This is a genomic window from Paenibacillus sp. QJM3NY_38 (assembly GCF_056173265.1).
The window spans coordinates 7,078,538-7,093,683 of sequence record NZ_CM149665.1 but is presented as its reverse complement, the minus strand read 5'-3'; the positions used below and the strand labels follow the sequence as shown (position 1 = coordinate 7,093,683).

General features: G+C 51.3%; 15 protein-coding genes. 10 read left to right on the top strand and 5 right to left on the bottom strand.

The window, feature by feature from the left end:
* Positions 1-177 precede the first annotated feature (177 nt).
* From AC0VZ8_RS32945 to AC0VZ8_RS32925, 5 genes are all read left to right on the top strand, one after another.
* Positions 178-927 carry a class I SAM-dependent methyltransferase gene (locus AC0VZ8_RS32945; protein WP_475485589.1) on the top strand — a complete coding sequence of 250 codons (750 nt, stop codon included), beginning with the start codon at positions 178-180 and terminating at the stop codon, positions 925-927.
* A gap of 79 nt (positions 928-1,006) precedes the next feature.
* Positions 1,007-1,954: a helix-turn-helix transcriptional regulator gene (locus AC0VZ8_RS32940; protein ID WP_071220579.1), complete on the top strand. Its 948-nt coding sequence runs from the start codon at positions 1,007-1,009 to the stop codon at positions 1,952-1,954.
* A 63-nt stretch (positions 1,955-2,017) separates the two neighbouring features.
* Positions 2,018-2,557, top strand: a complete 540-nt coding sequence (locus AC0VZ8_RS32935; protein ID WP_475485588.1) for a DinB family protein — start codon at positions 2,018-2,020, stop codon at positions 2,555-2,557.
* 14 nt (positions 2,558-2,571) lie between these two features.
* On the top strand, positions 2,572-3,048 hold the full coding sequence (locus tag AC0VZ8_RS32930) for an EVE domain-containing protein (protein ID WP_475485587.1): 477 nt from the start codon (positions 2,572-2,574) through the stop codon (positions 3,046-3,048).
* Between the two features lie 103 nt (positions 3,049-3,151).
* Positions 3,152-3,652 (top strand): cupin domain-containing protein, encoded by a 501-nt coding sequence (locus tag AC0VZ8_RS32925; RefSeq protein ID WP_083397623.1) that lies wholly within the window; start codon positions 3,152-3,154, stop codon positions 3,650-3,652.
* Positions 3,653-3,782: 130 nt separating this feature from the next.
* On the opposite strand, the gene AC0VZ8_RS32920 is transcribed toward AC0VZ8_RS32925, so the two are convergent.
* Complete coding sequence (locus AC0VZ8_RS32920) at positions 3,783-4,127, bottom strand: DoxX family protein (protein WP_260064610.1); 345 nt, start codon at positions 4,125-4,127, stop codon at positions 3,783-3,785.
* Between the two features lie 119 nt (positions 4,128-4,246).
* On the opposite strand from AC0VZ8_RS32920, the gene AC0VZ8_RS32915 reads away from it, so the two are divergent.
* Positions 4,247-4,945 carry a Crp/Fnr family transcriptional regulator gene (locus tag AC0VZ8_RS32915; RefSeq protein WP_475485586.1) on the top strand — a complete coding sequence of 233 codons (699 nt, stop codon included), beginning with the start codon at positions 4,247-4,249 and terminating at the stop codon, positions 4,943-4,945.
* A 119-nt stretch (positions 4,946-5,064) separates the two neighbouring features.
* Positions 5,065-6,081: an SDR family oxidoreductase gene (locus tag AC0VZ8_RS32910; RefSeq protein ID WP_475485585.1), complete on the top strand. Its 1,017-nt coding sequence runs from the start codon at positions 5,065-5,067 to the stop codon at positions 6,079-6,081.
* A 766-nt stretch (positions 6,082-6,847) separates the two neighbouring features.
* Here the strand turns inward: AC0VZ8_RS32910 and AC0VZ8_RS32905 are convergent.
* The 3 genes from AC0VZ8_RS32905 to AC0VZ8_RS32895 form a co-directional block, all read right to left on the bottom strand.
* Entirely contained in the window at positions 6,848-8,143 is a 1,296-nt protein-coding gene (locus AC0VZ8_RS32905; protein WP_475485584.1) for a polysaccharide deacetylase family protein, read from the bottom strand.
* Positions 8,144-8,181: 38 nt separating this feature from the next.
* The gene (locus AC0VZ8_RS32900) at positions 8,182-8,922 is read right to left on the bottom strand and encodes a hypothetical protein (protein WP_475485583.1); all 741 of its coding nucleotides are present in this window, start codon (positions 8,920-8,922) and stop codon (positions 8,182-8,184) included.
* Positions 8,923-9,076: 154 nt separating this feature from the next.
* Positions 9,077-10,063, bottom strand: coding sequence for a glycerophosphodiester phosphodiesterase family protein (locus AC0VZ8_RS32895; RefSeq protein WP_475485582.1), 987 nt, complete (start codon positions 10,061-10,063; stop codon positions 9,077-9,079).
* 192 nt (positions 10,064-10,255) lie between these two features.
* On the opposite strand from AC0VZ8_RS32895, the gene AC0VZ8_RS32890 reads away from it, so the two are divergent.
* Together AC0VZ8_RS32890 and AC0VZ8_RS32885 are read left to right on the top strand one after the other, a co-directional pair.
* On the top strand, positions 10,256-10,951 hold the full coding sequence (locus AC0VZ8_RS32890; protein WP_475485581.1) for an FHA domain-containing protein: 696 nt from the start codon (positions 10,256-10,258) through the stop codon (positions 10,949-10,951).
* Between the two features lie 177 nt (positions 10,952-11,128).
* Entirely contained in the window at positions 11,129-12,754 is a 1,626-nt protein-coding gene (locus tag AC0VZ8_RS32885) for a glycoside hydrolase family 9 protein (RefSeq protein ID WP_475485580.1), read from the top strand.
* Between the two features lie 78 nt (positions 12,755-12,832).
* Here AC0VZ8_RS32885 and AC0VZ8_RS32880 read toward each other — a convergent pair whose 3' ends face one another.
* Positions 12,833-13,291 (bottom strand): hypothetical protein, encoded by a 459-nt coding sequence (locus AC0VZ8_RS32880; protein ID WP_475485579.1) that lies wholly within the window; start codon positions 13,289-13,291, stop codon positions 12,833-12,835.
* A 371-nt stretch (positions 13,292-13,662) separates the two neighbouring features.
* On the opposite strand from AC0VZ8_RS32880, the gene AC0VZ8_RS32875 reads away from it, so the two are divergent.
* Complete coding sequence (locus AC0VZ8_RS32875; RefSeq protein WP_475485578.1) at positions 13,663-15,096, top strand: PTS mannitol transporter subunit IIBC; 1,434 nt, start codon at positions 13,663-13,665, stop codon at positions 15,094-15,096.
* Positions 15,097-15,146: the final 50 nt, after the last annotated feature.

Genomic DNA, 15,146 nt, shown 5'->3' with positions numbered 1-15,146 from the left:
GCAAGTGTTTCGCACGAGAGTTTCGCCGATCTGGTTAGGCGTTAGGTAACAAAAGCTGGCTAATAAGCAAGTGTTGCTATAAAATGGAGTTGAAAATGAAATTAGGTTTCATCTAATGAAACCGTGATCGTCGTTGTCTGGATTTCGCTTATATCTTGGATGGGAGCGTGGTTTAGGATGAACAGCAAGGAACGGTTTTCGAATCGCGTCGATTCGTATACGAAGTATCGCCCGAGTTATCCGCAAGAGGTCATGGATTATTTGTATGGTACGGTAGGATTGGACGGCGAGATAGCTGATATTGGCGCCGGGACGGGGATCTTCACGAAGCTGCTGCTGAAGCGGGGGAGCCGCGTAACGGCCGTAGAGCCCAATCAGGCGATGCGGGAAGCTGCCGAGTCGGACCTTGGAGGCGAGCCCGGCTTTCGAATGGTCTCGGGTTCAGCCGAAGTGACGGGACTGCCTGATCAATCGGTGGATCATATCGTGAGCGCCCAGGCTTTTCATTGGTTTGACCGTGATGCCGCCCAATCGGAGTTCCGGCGGATCCTGAGACCGGGCGGAAGGGTTGCCCTGATATGGAATTCCAGGCTCACGCAGGGAACGCCGTTCCTGGAAGCGTATGAGCAGTTGCTCCTTACCTATGGCACCGATTATCAGGAAGTGGATCAGAAGAACATTTCGCGTGAAACGCTGGCTGCTTTTTTTCGGGGAGGGGACATGAGAGAGGCGAAGTTCTGCAATCGGCAGACATTTGATTACGAGGGATTATGCGGCCGCTTGCACTCGTCATCTTACGCTCCGCTGCCGGGACATCCGAACTACGATCCAATGATGAACGAACTGCGCACGATATTTGAACGGAATGAGCAGGCTGGCTGCGTGTTTTTTGATTATGAGACGAAGGTGTACTGGGGAGAGGTGTGAGCTGTCCTTCTTTCTCGGTTTCGCTGTTTGCAGAATAATAGAGCACCGGCATTAATAATGGAACGGGAGGTACAGCAGCATGAACAAGACAGACCGGATGCTGGCTATCGTGCTTGAGCTGCAGCAGCGAAAGGTTGTTCGGGCTGAAGATCTGGCATCCATATTCGAGACGAGTGTCCGGACCATCTACCGGGATATTCAGGCCCTTAGCGAATCGGGCGTACCCGTGATGGGAGCTCCCGGGCAAGGATACTCACTAATGGAGGGGTATTTTCTTCCACCTGTCATGTTCACGGTGGAAGAGGCTGTGACCCTGCTCATTGGAACGGATTTCGTCGAACAACGCTTTGACCCGGAATATGGTCTGAAGGCTCGGACTTCGAGTAAGAAGATAGAGTCCATTCTGCCGGAGCCTGTCCGCGCAGATGCTTCGCGGGTTCGGAAGACCATGCGGCTGCTCTCACCCGGCAACAGGGTAAGTTTAGAGGAAGAGAAGGATTATGTTGAAATCGTTCGCCGAGCCATCCTGCAGGAGCGTAAGGTCGAATTCAAATATGTGAAAAAAATGCCCGATTCTAACGGCAACAGGAAGAGTTTTCGCTCGGCAGCTCCTTATGGTCTAGCGTTTCTCCAAGGCGCATGGACACTAATCGCATGGTGTGACCTGCGGCAGGGAATCCGCCATTTTAGGCTATCCCGCATGAAGGAATTGAAGGTCCTTGAGGAGCGTTTTGAGATGCCGCCGAATTTTGACTTGGAAGACTATCGACCTCCGGATGACCGTAACCTGCGGGTGCGGGTTCTGGCAAATCCCGATATTGCGGATCGAGTTAAGGAATCCGGCAACTATTACATGGAGACATTAGAAGAATGCGAGGACGGATTGCTTGTGAGCTTCCGCGTTCGCCGGCTGGAGGAGATCCTGCAGTGGGTGCTCGGCTGGGGATCGAATGTCGTCGTCCTTGAGCCGGAATCCTTCCGTGACCGGATCCGCGATGAAGCGGAAAAGATGTTAAAACGCTACTGACATGACGTTGTCAGTAGCGTTTTTGTATATTCGGTACAAAGACGATTTAAGGGAGTGGTTGATATGAATACAACGGAAGCATTGCAGCGGTTTGAAGAGACGGTGCAGGTCTATCTGCAGGAACTGGATGGCTTCAGCATGGAGGAATTAAAGTACAGACAGGCAGAGGACGAGTGGTCGATCGGGCAAATGTATCAGCACTTGATTCAATCCGCGTTATCCATGCATCTGCGAAATATTGAGTTATGTTTAAACCCGATTGAGGATGCAGCAGTCTTTTCAGCGGGAAAAACGGAACAAGGTATGGCGATATTCGAACAGGGCAGTTTCCCGCCGATCCGTATTCAGGTTCCGCCGTCTCCTCAATATACGCCGGAGCAGCCTGCAACCAAAGAGCAGTTGATGCAAGGTCTGGATACCGTCATCCAACGAATGAGACAAACCGAGCCGATGCTTGGAGAGGCACTCCTGCATACCGTCCCCCATCCGAGGTTTGGAGGATTGCATGCACAAGAGTGGTTTTTGCTTATCGAAATGCACTATCGGCATCATCTCCGGCAGCTGCACCGATTGAAACAGACTTTAGAGCAGCAGCGTGGATGATGGGATATCAGGACGTGGTTACACGATTAGGAGAGCGAACCCGTTATTGGATTGGAGTAGTATCCGAATCGCATGTGAAATGGGGGGTGGAAGGGGGATTTGCCCAGCTATGTCACGGTAAATCGGCTCCACTGCGGCGTATGCGCAAAGGAGATTGGCTGATCTATTATTCTCCGCGCACCGAGATGAAGTCTGGGGAGGCGCTTCAAGCATTCACCGCAGTCGGCCAGGTTGTGAATGATCAAGTCTATGAGTATCCAATGACGGCATCATTCGTCCCTTACCGCCGGGATATCCGGTATGTTCCAGGTCAGCAAGTGAAAATAGCCTGCCTATTGGACCAGCTTAGCTTTACGCGAGGGAATCGAAATTGGGGGTATGCCTTTCGTTATGGGCATTTCGAGATCAAACGAGAGGATTTTCTGATGATTGCGGAGGCAATGTTGGGCGGCTCGGACATGATACAAAAAAGAACGATAAAATCGCTTTGACCCTTCTTCATCGTGCCTATTTTTGAACAACTCGGTTTGAAAACGGCTCGCCCCGGGTACTGGTACTACGAGTGCATCAATGAGTAGAAAGGAGCGGATGACCGTGGAGGTACATGTCAGATCATTTTTCGTAAAAGACGATGGAGAGGTTCCCAATAATCCCGATCTGCCGGTCATTGTGTACAATGGAGTATTCGCGGATGACCCGAGCGGCCTGGAGGCTGCCTTTAACCGGCATCATTGGAGCGGGAGCTGGGCAGGCGGCGTATACGATTACCATCATTATCACAGCAACACGCACGAAGTCCTGGGTGTGCGGTCCGGAAGCGCGACCGTCCTGGTGGGCGGTGATGCGGGAGAACGGCTGGAGCTTGCCACAGGCGATGTGATTGTCTTGCCGGCAGGCACTGCACATATGAAACTCACCAGCACCCCTGATTTTGAAGTGATTGGTGCTTATCCCGAAGGGAATACCCCGAATATGAGGGAGCGGAACCCGACGGATCGGGCGCAGGCGATCAACGAAATCCGAAGCGTGCCTGTTCCGGATATGGATCCTGTCTTTGGAGAGGAAGGGCCACTGCTGCATAAATGGGTGAAATAAAAGAATGAATCGCCATATAGGGAAAAGAGGAAGAGGCTTGCACACGTCTGTTTGCAGACAGCATGTGTAGCCTCTTTTTATGGTGCAGATTACAGAAAGTCTTATACGGCTGCTTTCTAATTCGGAGCGACTACCGAAGAAGAAGGGTAACCGACAATACAAGCATGAGCAGAGCATTCAGGGCCATGAAGGGTTTATGCCTGGCTCGAATGAGATGGGCATGAATGGCTCCCACCATTAGAACCGCAAATAGAAAAGCAGCGTAGATCTTGTTCTCTGGAATCCAGAATGCTGATATCATAAAGACAATCCCCGCTGACTCCAGACCGGCAACAACGAACATCCCCCAGAGGGGGTATCTGTATTCACTCCAGTGCTGCACCATCGAGCGGGTGCGGAGAAATTTGAACGACGCGGAAAGTGCAAACATACCAATCAATACACATTGAAATAAAATTACCCAAAGTGGTTCCATGTGATTCTCACTCCTTTGTTTTCTCTGGCGGCTCATCCTGTCGAGGATTAGTTTACACGCTACAAAACATTGGAGTATGTAGTCCAGGATACATAGATAGCGAAAGGGCGAAACATGGCATGGAGATGATTAAATATCTGTCACGACTGGATCTGTTTCATGGACTTAGCGAAGAAGAGCTGCTGCAATTGAACCATGTGACGCCACTTGAAATCTGTAACAAAGGAACCGTGGTGGCCTCTCCTCATATGGAGCCGAAGGTACTGTACATCGTAAAATCCGGAAAGGTGCGGCTCTATAAGCTGACGGCAGGAGGGAAGGAGCTGACGCTAGATATTTTGGGCGCGGGGCATCTGTTTGGGGAAATGACATCCTTTCATACGGAAGCTGCCATGTTTGCCGTCACGATGGAAGACTCAGTCATTTGTGAAATCGAGAGCCGTCAATTCCGAAGGTTGATCAGCGAACAGCCGGATCTGGCATTCAAGTACATTGAACTCGTAACTGGCAGGCTCAAAGAGATGGAAGAACTGCTGGAGTATATGGCTTACGGGAGCGTGCGACAACGTCTGCTATTCTTGCTGCAGAAGCTGGCGGCCAAATTCTCACCAGATTCGAAGGCTGCAGGGGAATGGGCCCCGCTAGAGATCGAGCTTACCCATCAGGAGCTGGCAACCATGACAGGCAGCATACGAGAAACCGTAACGCCGATACTCAATCAGCTGGTATCTGAAGGCGTATTGCGTAAAGAAGGGGCACGTAAACCTTACTCGATACATAGGAGTCGTTTGGAGGCTGCGTTGGCGGTGTGCAAATAACTAACTTGCTGATGGCCAACCCTTTTTGGAAATTGTAATGGCAACCGTGCCCATGCTATCGTAAAGGTTAGAAGGTCAAGTTGCAGGTCTTCTCATTATTGCTAGCGGAGGTGCAGTTTATGAAAGCGTTGTTTATTGGAGGAACCGGAACGATCAGCTCGGCGATTACGAAGCAGCTGCTGGAACAGGGATGCGAGTTATACCTGCTCAACCGAGGGAACCGAAACGACACATTGCCCGAGGGCGCACATATTTTGCAGGCCGACATTCATGACGAAGACCAAGTGGCGAAACTTATTGAGCCTCTCGATTTTGATATTGTGGCCGACTTTATAGCATTCGAACCGGCCCATCTGGAGAGAGATTATCGTCTATTCAACGGAAAAACCAAGCAGTTTATATTCATCAGCTCCGCTTCCGCCTATCAGACGCCATTATCCGATTATCGCATTACGGAAGGCACGCCTTTATCCAATCCATACTGGGCCTATTCCAGAAACAAAATCGCTTGTGAAGACTATCTGATGAAGCAGTATCGGGAATATGGCTTCCCTGTGACCATCGTAAGGCCTAGCCATACGTATGATGAGCGGTCCATTCCACTCGGCGTGCACGGCAGCCAAGGAAGCTGGCAGGTCGTGAAGCGGATGCTGGACAATAAACCGGTCATTATTCACGGGGATGGGACGTCTCTGTGGACGTTGACGCACAACAGCGATTTTGCAAAAGGATTCATCGGTCTGATGGGCAACATTCATGCCATCGGGGAGTCGGTGCATATTACCTCCGACGAGTCGCTCACTTGGAATCAGATCTACCAAATTATTGCGGATGCCCTGGGCGTACAGCTGAATGCGGTGCACGTTTCTTCGGAATTCTTGGATGCAACCAGCACGCAGGACTTTAGAGGTTCTTTGTTGGGGGACAAAGCGAATACGGTTGTGTTTGATAACGCCAAGCTCAAGCGGCTTGTCCCTGAATTCGTGGCAACCACCCGGGCGGATCAAGGAATCAAGCAAACGGTGAACTATATCCTATCCCATCCAGAGCATCAACGGGTAGATGAAGAGTTTGATGTGTGGTGTGACAAGGTTGTTTCAGCGTTGGAGAAGGCGAAGTCGATCATAACAGGGTAGGATGGGGTTGCCTCAAATAGGAGTCTCCCGCAATACGTGAAGGAAGCAGGTGCCGCGTGGATATTATACTGTTTGCGGTCATCTATTCCCTGAGTTTGATCATTTAGGTGATCGTGGCGGGAACTTTACCAGAGTATTCCAGATATTCACCTATATCATTTTAATCTTTACGGGGGTGTACATGCTCATCGAGAGTCTGTAAAGAGATCAAAGATTGGAGCGACGACGGATTATTTCACGGTTGGTCTAGCAGCGTCTCCGCGAGCAGAGGAAACAGGTTATCAAAAGCATGCGTATTCCCCTCAAACACATACCCTCCCGGATAAGCGGGATCTTGGCCTCGGAATTCGGATCATTCGATCATGCAGCTCCCGGGCCCAAGGGAGGTCATTCGTTTTTGACGCTAGGATAATAGCCAGTCCGTAGACGGCAGGTGACTCATATGCCGCGTCAGGCTTTCTTGTCCCCGGTTGTAGCGCCCTGCCAGCTGCTGATTCTTCTGGAAATCTCCCTAGTAGGCGATGAAAACGATGCCGATTAGAGCAAGAATGGCGATGATCGCAAGAATGGCCTTCTTGCGGGAAATCCGGGTTGTCATAGGCTCACCTCGAACATACTATTCTACGCTTGCGTTCCTAAAGCCTTTAAGAAGACCGAACGAATAAATGTAGCTTCTGAGGCCCCATCGTTCGTGTTTATCCATAAAAATGCCGTACCCGATGTTTGCAGAACAAAGGATACGGCATTCTCTTAAAGGATAGGTTCGCTATTGCAAACCGACGATCGTGAGTCCCTGATCCTGCAGGTGCTTAATAATCTTCGGCAAGGCGTCCACAACCGCCTGCGATTCATGCAGGAGGATGATGGAACCGGACGCTTCGATGTGCTGGACATACTCGAGGATTTTATCCTCGTCGCGGGTCAGCCAATCCTCGGGATCCCGGTTCCAGAGCACCATCTTACTGCCTTGCTGTTGGCTTAACGCCTCGGTCCGATCGTCAAAGGCACCGTAGGGCGGACGGAAGAGTATCAGCTTCTCGTCGGTAATATGCTCGATGAGGTCGGACACGCGGGTCAACTCTGCCTGCTGCTGTTCATAGGTAAGGCTTGTCAGCTGGCTATGAGTCATGGAATGGCTGCCGACAGAGTATCCGTTCGCATGGATGGACCTGACATAGTCGGGATGTTTTTTTACATTGGTGCCAACAAAGAAGAACGTTCCGCCAACCTCGTGTTTTTTTAAGACATTCATAATATCGATAGAGTGCTTGGATGGCCCATCATCAAATGTAAGGGCTACATACCCTTTGGGCAGGCTAAACGAGATGAACTCCTCCAGCTCCAGCTGTGGAATGGAAGCAGAGGGTTTGTTATCCTTCGGTTTACTCTCCTTCGGTCTGCTCTCCGCTGCTTCCTCCTTTGAGGCTGCCACGGGTTTCGCGATCATGGCGCTCCGGTTCTCGGCAAGCAATTGGATAACGGTCTCTGCTTCCGCAGTGGCCGTTACTGCAGGATAAGGCTTAATGTCACCGGGATACGAGTAATTAAATGAACTTAATAATACAACAAAAATCAAGCTCATTATGATGGCGCTTACCAGCTTAAGCGGAAGATGGCGCCGTTTCCTTGCGAAACGATTGGTTTTCAGGTCCCCTTCGGCGGCTGGTATCTCTTCGGGCTGATCCGCTTCGGATCGATGCGTGGAGAGAAAAGGCAGCGTATGCAAGTCATCTGCATGCCGGATCTCCTTGATTGACTCTAATTCGTTCCTGAACGGAACGGAGCAGGCAAATGAAAACCGCTCACTATGTTCACGATATGTACGCGTAATGGAACCTATGTATTGCTGTTTGTTTGCATCCCATGCGGTATGTAAGGATATTCGGTGTTTATGAACCCCGTCGAACTCCGTCACGGCCGCTATATTCACTATGGTCTCGTTATCGGTTAACCATAATGGCTCCGCCGATTCTATTAGGGATAGCTTGATTCGTAGACCGAATGTTTCGGTATCCCTCTCGATCGCCAGCAGCTCTATGATTCTGCCATAGGATTCTGACATGATGGCCCCCCTTTCTCTAGCTGTTCATGCGGGTAAGATTATTCCGATGGTGTATTGGAAGCCGTGGTTTTCGGTGAGAAGGAGAAGGACATCTTCTCGGTAAAATCATTGATGGTCTGCATCAGCTTGGCTTTATCATCGAGGATGTTCTGGTATTGCTCCGCGTACTTCTGGTTGGCAATCTCCAGCTCCCGGACCTTCTCTTCAAGCGAGTTGATCTTGAGCATGCTCTGATATTGGGTGTTGTTAGACTCCTCATAAAGCTTGTTGTACTTGGCGGTCTCGGTTTCGAGCTGATTGGAGAGCTTCTCATACGCCAGGTTCGACGTTAACTGGTATTCCTTGTAATCCTCCAGCAGCTGATCGTAGGCCATCTGTTTGTTCGTCAGCACGTTCTCGAGTTCGCGGATTTCCTTGTTCTTCTCCTGAACCAGCTGATCTCTCTTGATCTGCTCATGCTTATACCGGTTGATCGTCTCGTTCGCGGTAAAGAGCTGATCCTCCAGGCCTCTATTCTTATAGGCCAGCAGCTGCCGTTCCTTCAGCATGTTCTCGATCGAAACAATGACATCGAGGCCGATCTTGTCCTGATTATCCTTGGAGAATAGAAGTTTGTTTCCTTCTGCAGCGGGCAGTTCAGGCTCCGCGGAATAAGCCGCCTCTTCTTCTGCCGTTACAGCAATATCCTCTTGTTCGGTACTGTTCTTCTCGGGCTGGTTCTGGTTCGAGCGGGCACTCTTAAACCACACCATTCCTTTTTTCTCTGTTTCCCTGGCCAAAATATCAACTCCTATATATTCAATGATTCTAGTATGAAATTAGGCTAAAAGACCCCTATTAATAGTAATCGGTAAAAACGTCCCAAAAACTTTGCCCTACACCCCGTGAAAATAAAAAAAGCCCCGCAGCGGGGCGGAGGGGCTTTCCCTTCGATTATTCATTCTTCTTGATGGTCAGCTCCGGGGCGATAACGTCGACCCGATTCGTCCAAATGCCGCCGCTGTAGCCTTCCGGCAGTCGCTCCAAATCCGACAAGGAGTCGAACCCTTCCGACCAGCCGCCATCCCCGGCGACGAGGATGACCCGTGTATTGATGCTGTCCATCCGGTTCAGGAATTTATCCGGCCATCCCCACAAGTAACGGGCGTATTTCTCCGGGATATGCAGCTGGGTGTTGCGGCAGACCGATGGGAGGTAGCCGCTCCAGCCGGCTCCGGCGTAGGATGCGAGACAGCTCTTCAGCGTGCCCATCGACATGACGCGTAGGGATGGGAGCTGTGATTTTAATGCTCGGATCGGTTCGTCATCCCCATATACGGTCAGCTGGCTGAGACGCTTCATCGGCAGTCCGGACAGATACTCTGCCAGGAGTTTCCCCTCTTCAGGGTCGGTGCTTTTGATATGGATCAGGAATGAACCGTCAGGAAATGCCTCCAAGACCTCGTCTAACGACGGAATCAGCCCAACTCCTTTTCCCCGAAAAGGATATGTCGCTCCCTGATCGGCGGTGTAACCATACCCGATGTCTATGTTTTTTAGCTGCTCCATGGTATAATCCTTGACCGAGCCCTCCACGTTGGTGCGGCATTCCAGGGTCCAGTCGTGGAACACGGCGAACTGTCCGTCCTTGGTTGGCTTGATATCCAGCTCGACGATATCGGCACCTGCTTCGAATGCGGCTTTCATGGACGGGATGGTGTTCTCCAGGTAAGCATGCTCCGGCACATAGATGCGGGAGGCGGTGCAAGTGTCAGCTTGAATGCCTTCCATCGAGAAGGTTTGGCCAAGCCCCCGATGCGCCAGCAGCAGCGGCTCGGCGTCGCGGTCTTTGGTGAACAGGGATGTATTATTAACGAACAGAAATACAAACAACACGAGAAATAACAGTATGATTTTCTTCCATCTTTTTAGTTTTCGCATGATCCAATCCCCCAAAATCGTATACAATATGCAGTAGTAGATTTATATTTATCTCTATCTAAGTTCTCTATATTAAATCCTTCTTCCATAAATCTTAGTGATTTTGGGCGCATACTCAATAGCTGGATCATAACAATTGCATAATAGTGAACTGATAAACACAATGAGCAGCATATAAGAACGGGAGGGAGCATGATGGACAAATCCTCCTTTTTGATGGTGGAGCGGGGGAATCCCTACGAGCGTGGGGACGTTATAGCTTTGACCAAACCCATAACGGTGCTTGGCCGCAAGGGCCAGCATTTTGATCCGGATATCGCGTTTGATAATATCTTTGTGTCCCGGCGGCATGCAGCGCTGCTGTATCGAAACGGGAAGTTCAGCATTAAGGATCTGAACAGCAAGCATGGTACCTTCGTCAATCAGGAACGGTTGGCTCCCCATGATGAAATTCCCCTCCAGCATAGAGATACCATTGTACTCGCTGGAGATCTGATCGTGTTGTCCTTCTCCATCCTCAGCATGGATGAGACGATGGACATTACACCGCTCATTAAACAGCTGGCTGCAGTCGAGGCTTCAGGCGGGCTTAGGTTGAATCCGTTCAAGCAGGAGCTGGTATACGGCGAGGATGTGTATGCTTTTTCGGAAAAAGAGTACAAATGCATGGAGCTGCTGATCAACCACAAAGGACAGTTTGTATCCAAGGATCAACTCAAGGCCTACGTTTGGCCCGAGCGAAGCTACGGGACGGATGATGTGCCCGATGTGAGCTCGGAGGAGCTGAATGCGCTGATTTATCGGGTCCGTAAGAAGACGAGAGACGTTCTGGACATTGAGAGCATCCGGGGAAAAGGTTATATTTTGCAGACGCAAGCCGATGGCTAAACGTGATTGTGAGAACTCAAATGAAACAAAGACAAGCTCTTCCTCATGGGCAGGAAGGGCTTGCTTCATTTTGCATTGGATTTTATAGAGCGGATGAGAGGGGATTGGCCATCGTTATCGAAGTTGTAAAGCATGGAAGTTTCGAATCGACAATCGGAAAGGGATGAACAGGGGAACATGAATAATGAGCATGGACAGCATAACAGCATTGCGGTCAACCAGCTAGGCTATCGTAGCCAGGATGCCAAGGTTGCCGTCATTGCGGGTCAGGGTGGACGGTTTCATATCGTCCATGCGTTGAATGGCGAGGTCGTTTGGCAGGGCCATACATCACCCGCCATCGAGGATGTGGCCAGCGGGCAGACGGTAAGCCGGGGGGATTTCACCGCATGGGCAGTGCCCGGCACGTATCGGATCGAGACGGAGCATGGGCAAGCGTCGATGCCTTTCGTTATAGCTGACGAGGTGTATGAGGATGCGCACCGCGCATTGTTGAAAGCGTTTTATTATTTCCGCTGCGGGACGAAACTGGATGAGCTGCATGCCGGACCCTGGCAACACGGAGCCTGTCATCTTACGCCCGCCATCGTCCATGGAGACGAATCGCGGCAGGTGGATGCCTGGGGAGGATGGCATGATGCCGGCGACTATGGCAAGTATGTCGTTCCCGGTGCCAAAGCGGTAGTCGACCTGCTGCTGGCTTTCGAGTTTTACCCGGAGGCGTTCGCGCAGAAGCTGCCACTGCCGGAAAGCGACGGTCGCATGCCGGATGTGCTTCATGAATGCCGGTATGAGCTGGAATGGATGCTGCGCATGCAGGAGGAATCGGGAGGTGTGTTCCATAAACTCACGACCTTGCGGTTTCCTGCGGGAGACGTTATGCCGGAGGACGATACGGCTCCGCTGTATCTGTCACCGATCTCTGCAACGGCAACTGGTTGTTTTGCCGGAGTCATGGCAATGTCATGGCGAATCTATTCCCTCTATGACGAAGCCTTCGCCGCAAGCTGTTTGCAGGCAGCAGAACGTGCTTGGGCATGGCTGGAGGCGAATCCCGGCATGCCGGGATTCCGCAATCCGCCAGATATCGCTACAGGTGAATACGGTGACGGCCAGGATGCGGATGAACGGTACTGGGCCGCTGCAGAGTTATACCGCGCAACGGGTGAGGCGCGGTACCATGAGGCTTTTCAAGCATTAGCCAGGCAGGACTCATTCGGGAAATACGAATTGGGTTGGGCGGACATGGGCGGCTATGGAACCTTCGCCTATCTGATGTCGGAGCGGGAAGAGGAGCCCGCGCTGGCACGGGAACTGCTGGCGGGTCTGCTTCAGCGTGCGGATGAGCTTACCGCTGTCAGTGATCGGGACGGTTATGGGATCTCGCTGCTGCCGGATCAATATATTTGGGGCAGCAATATGGTGGTATTGAATCATGCGATGCTCCTGCTGGTGGCGGGAAGACTGTCTGGCTCTGAAGACTATGAGCGTCATGTGCACGAGCATATCCACTATGTGTTCGGGGCTAACGTTATGGGGATGAGTTATGTGACCGGGTTTGGGGATAAGCCAATCCTGCACCCGCATCATCGTCCTTCCGAAGGTGATGGCGTGGAGGAGCCGGTTCCGGGCCTCGTCTCCGGCGGACCGAACAAGGGGCTCCACGATGATTATGCGCGTGAGCACTTGGCCGGCAAGGCGCCCGCAGCATCTTTTGCCGATGTGATGGAGAGCTATTCTACCAACGAGGTGGCCATCTATTGGAACTCGCCGGCTGTGTTCGTGCTATCACATTTTGTATAGAAGAATAAAGGTTGCTGAAGCAAAAGAAGCGCTGAGAGAGATACTCGACGTTTCTTTTTTTGTATCGCCCGTTCATGGCTAGCGCCTTGATCGCCCCTTCACCAGCGGATGCAGCATCGTGGCAACAATGCCTGAGATGATGCCAACCACCGTACCTGTCACAACGCTGCTGATGAAGGCGAAGGCTCTGGTCAGAAAGCTGCCCGCTGCTGCGGGTAGATCCGCCAGATTCCCGCCCAGAGCCGGCGGCGTTTCGAATGTCATATTCCACAAGAGCTGATGGGTAATGCCCAAGAGCAATCCATAGACGGTGCCGATGGCCATTAAGGGAACAAAAGGATGTTTAACGCTATGCCGCTTACCAAGTACATAAAGAATCCAGACGATCGGGGGAATAAAGACAAGCAGCCGATTGATGAACCCGTGGGGATCGACCCATTGCAAATCGTGGGCAATGACACGGGGCACACCGAGCAAAGCCAACAGCATGATAGTGAACATCGATAGTTCGATGTGGTTTCTTGCTTGTGTGTTCATTTGGTGGGAAAACCTCCATCGTTTAAGTTCGGATTCACGATTTTATCCGTTATGAGGTTCAGTATACCGAAGGATTGTTGTGAACTTATGACGGAGATGTTCGTGACCCGTGAAATTACGACGCTTCGGCTTGAAAGTTTGGGAATATTGAGGATCAATGGACAGACTTCCCCTACGAATGAAACCGCGGTGCGGCGGTATTTTCATAAAAACGACATGATCCTTTTAAAAGTTGTCAACAATATTCTTGACGAAACCCGCTTTTCCTTTCGTTGAGCCTTTTGCCCGGCTGACTTAACATAGAGATGTCAGATGAAAGCGACACAACTACATTCCGTTTTATTTTCAAATATGACTAGGAGGTCTATACGATGTCCAACGAGACAAATACAAACGCTTCCAAAGGCATTCGCTTAAGGGTACAGCAGCTCGGCCGTCTCCTTAGCGGTATGGTGATGCCGAATATCGGTGCGTTTATTGCTTGGGGTCTGATTACAGCTCTGTTCATCCCGACCGGCTGGTTCCCGAATGAGAATCTGGGAGCGCTGGTTGACCCGATGATCAAGTACCTGCTCCCGCTCTTGATCGGTTACACGGGCGGGCAGATGATCCATGGCAAACGCGGTGCGGTGATCGGTGCGGTTACCACGGTCGGCGTTATCGTCGGGGCGGAAATTCCGATGTTCCTCGGCGCGATGATAGTCGGTCCGCTGGCCGCATGGGTATTAAAGCAGTTCGACAAGCTGATTGAAGGCAAAATCAAATCCGGCTTCGAAATGCTGGTCAATAACTTCTCGCTCGGGATCATTGGCGGCGCGTTGACATTGGTGGCTTACACCGGAATCGGGCCGCTTGTACAAGGGATTACCCAAGCGTTGTCAGCCGGTGTTGACGTACTGGTCAATGCGAACCTGCTGCCGCTGGTCAACATTATCGTTGAGCCTGCAAAAGTATTGTTCCTTAACAATGCGATCAACCACGGGATCTTCAGTCCGATCGCTACAGAGGAGTCGGCACGGATCGGTCAATCGGTTCTGTATATGCTGGAATCCAATCCGGGTCCGGGACTGGGCATTCTTCTCGCCTATTGGTTCTTCGGACGCGGATCTGCCAAGTCTTCCGCACCGGGGGCAGTTGTCATTCACTTCCTGGGCGGTATTCATGAGATTTACTTCCCGTATATTCTGATGAAGCCGGTTCTGATCTTGGCTGCCATCGCGGGTGGCGTCGCCGGAACATTCACCTTCCAGATTCTTGGAGCCGGTTTGGTGGGCCCAGCGTCGCCGGGCAGCATCATTGCTTACTTCGCCATGGCCCCTAAAGGCGGCTTGATAGCGGTCCTTGCCGGTGTTCTTGTTGCAACGATTGTCTCCTTTGCTGTAGCGGCATTACTGCTCAAAACAGGCAAAAAGACCGACGAAGAGCCGAATCTGGAAGAAGCATCCGCCAAGATGAGAGAAATGAAAACCGGCGGCATGAACGACCAAGTCGCTCCTGCTTCGGCGGCTGTAGCTAATCTGGACAAAGCGAATGTGAACAAAATCGTGTTTGCTTGCGATGCCGGCATGGGCTCCAGTGCGATGGGCGCTTCGGTATTGAGAAAGAAATTGCAGCAAGCGGGCGTCGATATTACGGTTGTGAACTCGGCGGTAAGCGAAATACCGGATGACGCGGATATCGTCATTACCCAGAAGACACTCACCGAGCGGGCCATCGCGAAGAATCCGAATGCGGAGCATATCTCCATCGACAACTTCTTGAAGAGTCCGAGATATGATGAGCTGGTGGAACGACTCAAAGACTAACATAAGCCTAAAACCATATGACACGCTGGCGTAGCAACGCCGGCGTTGTC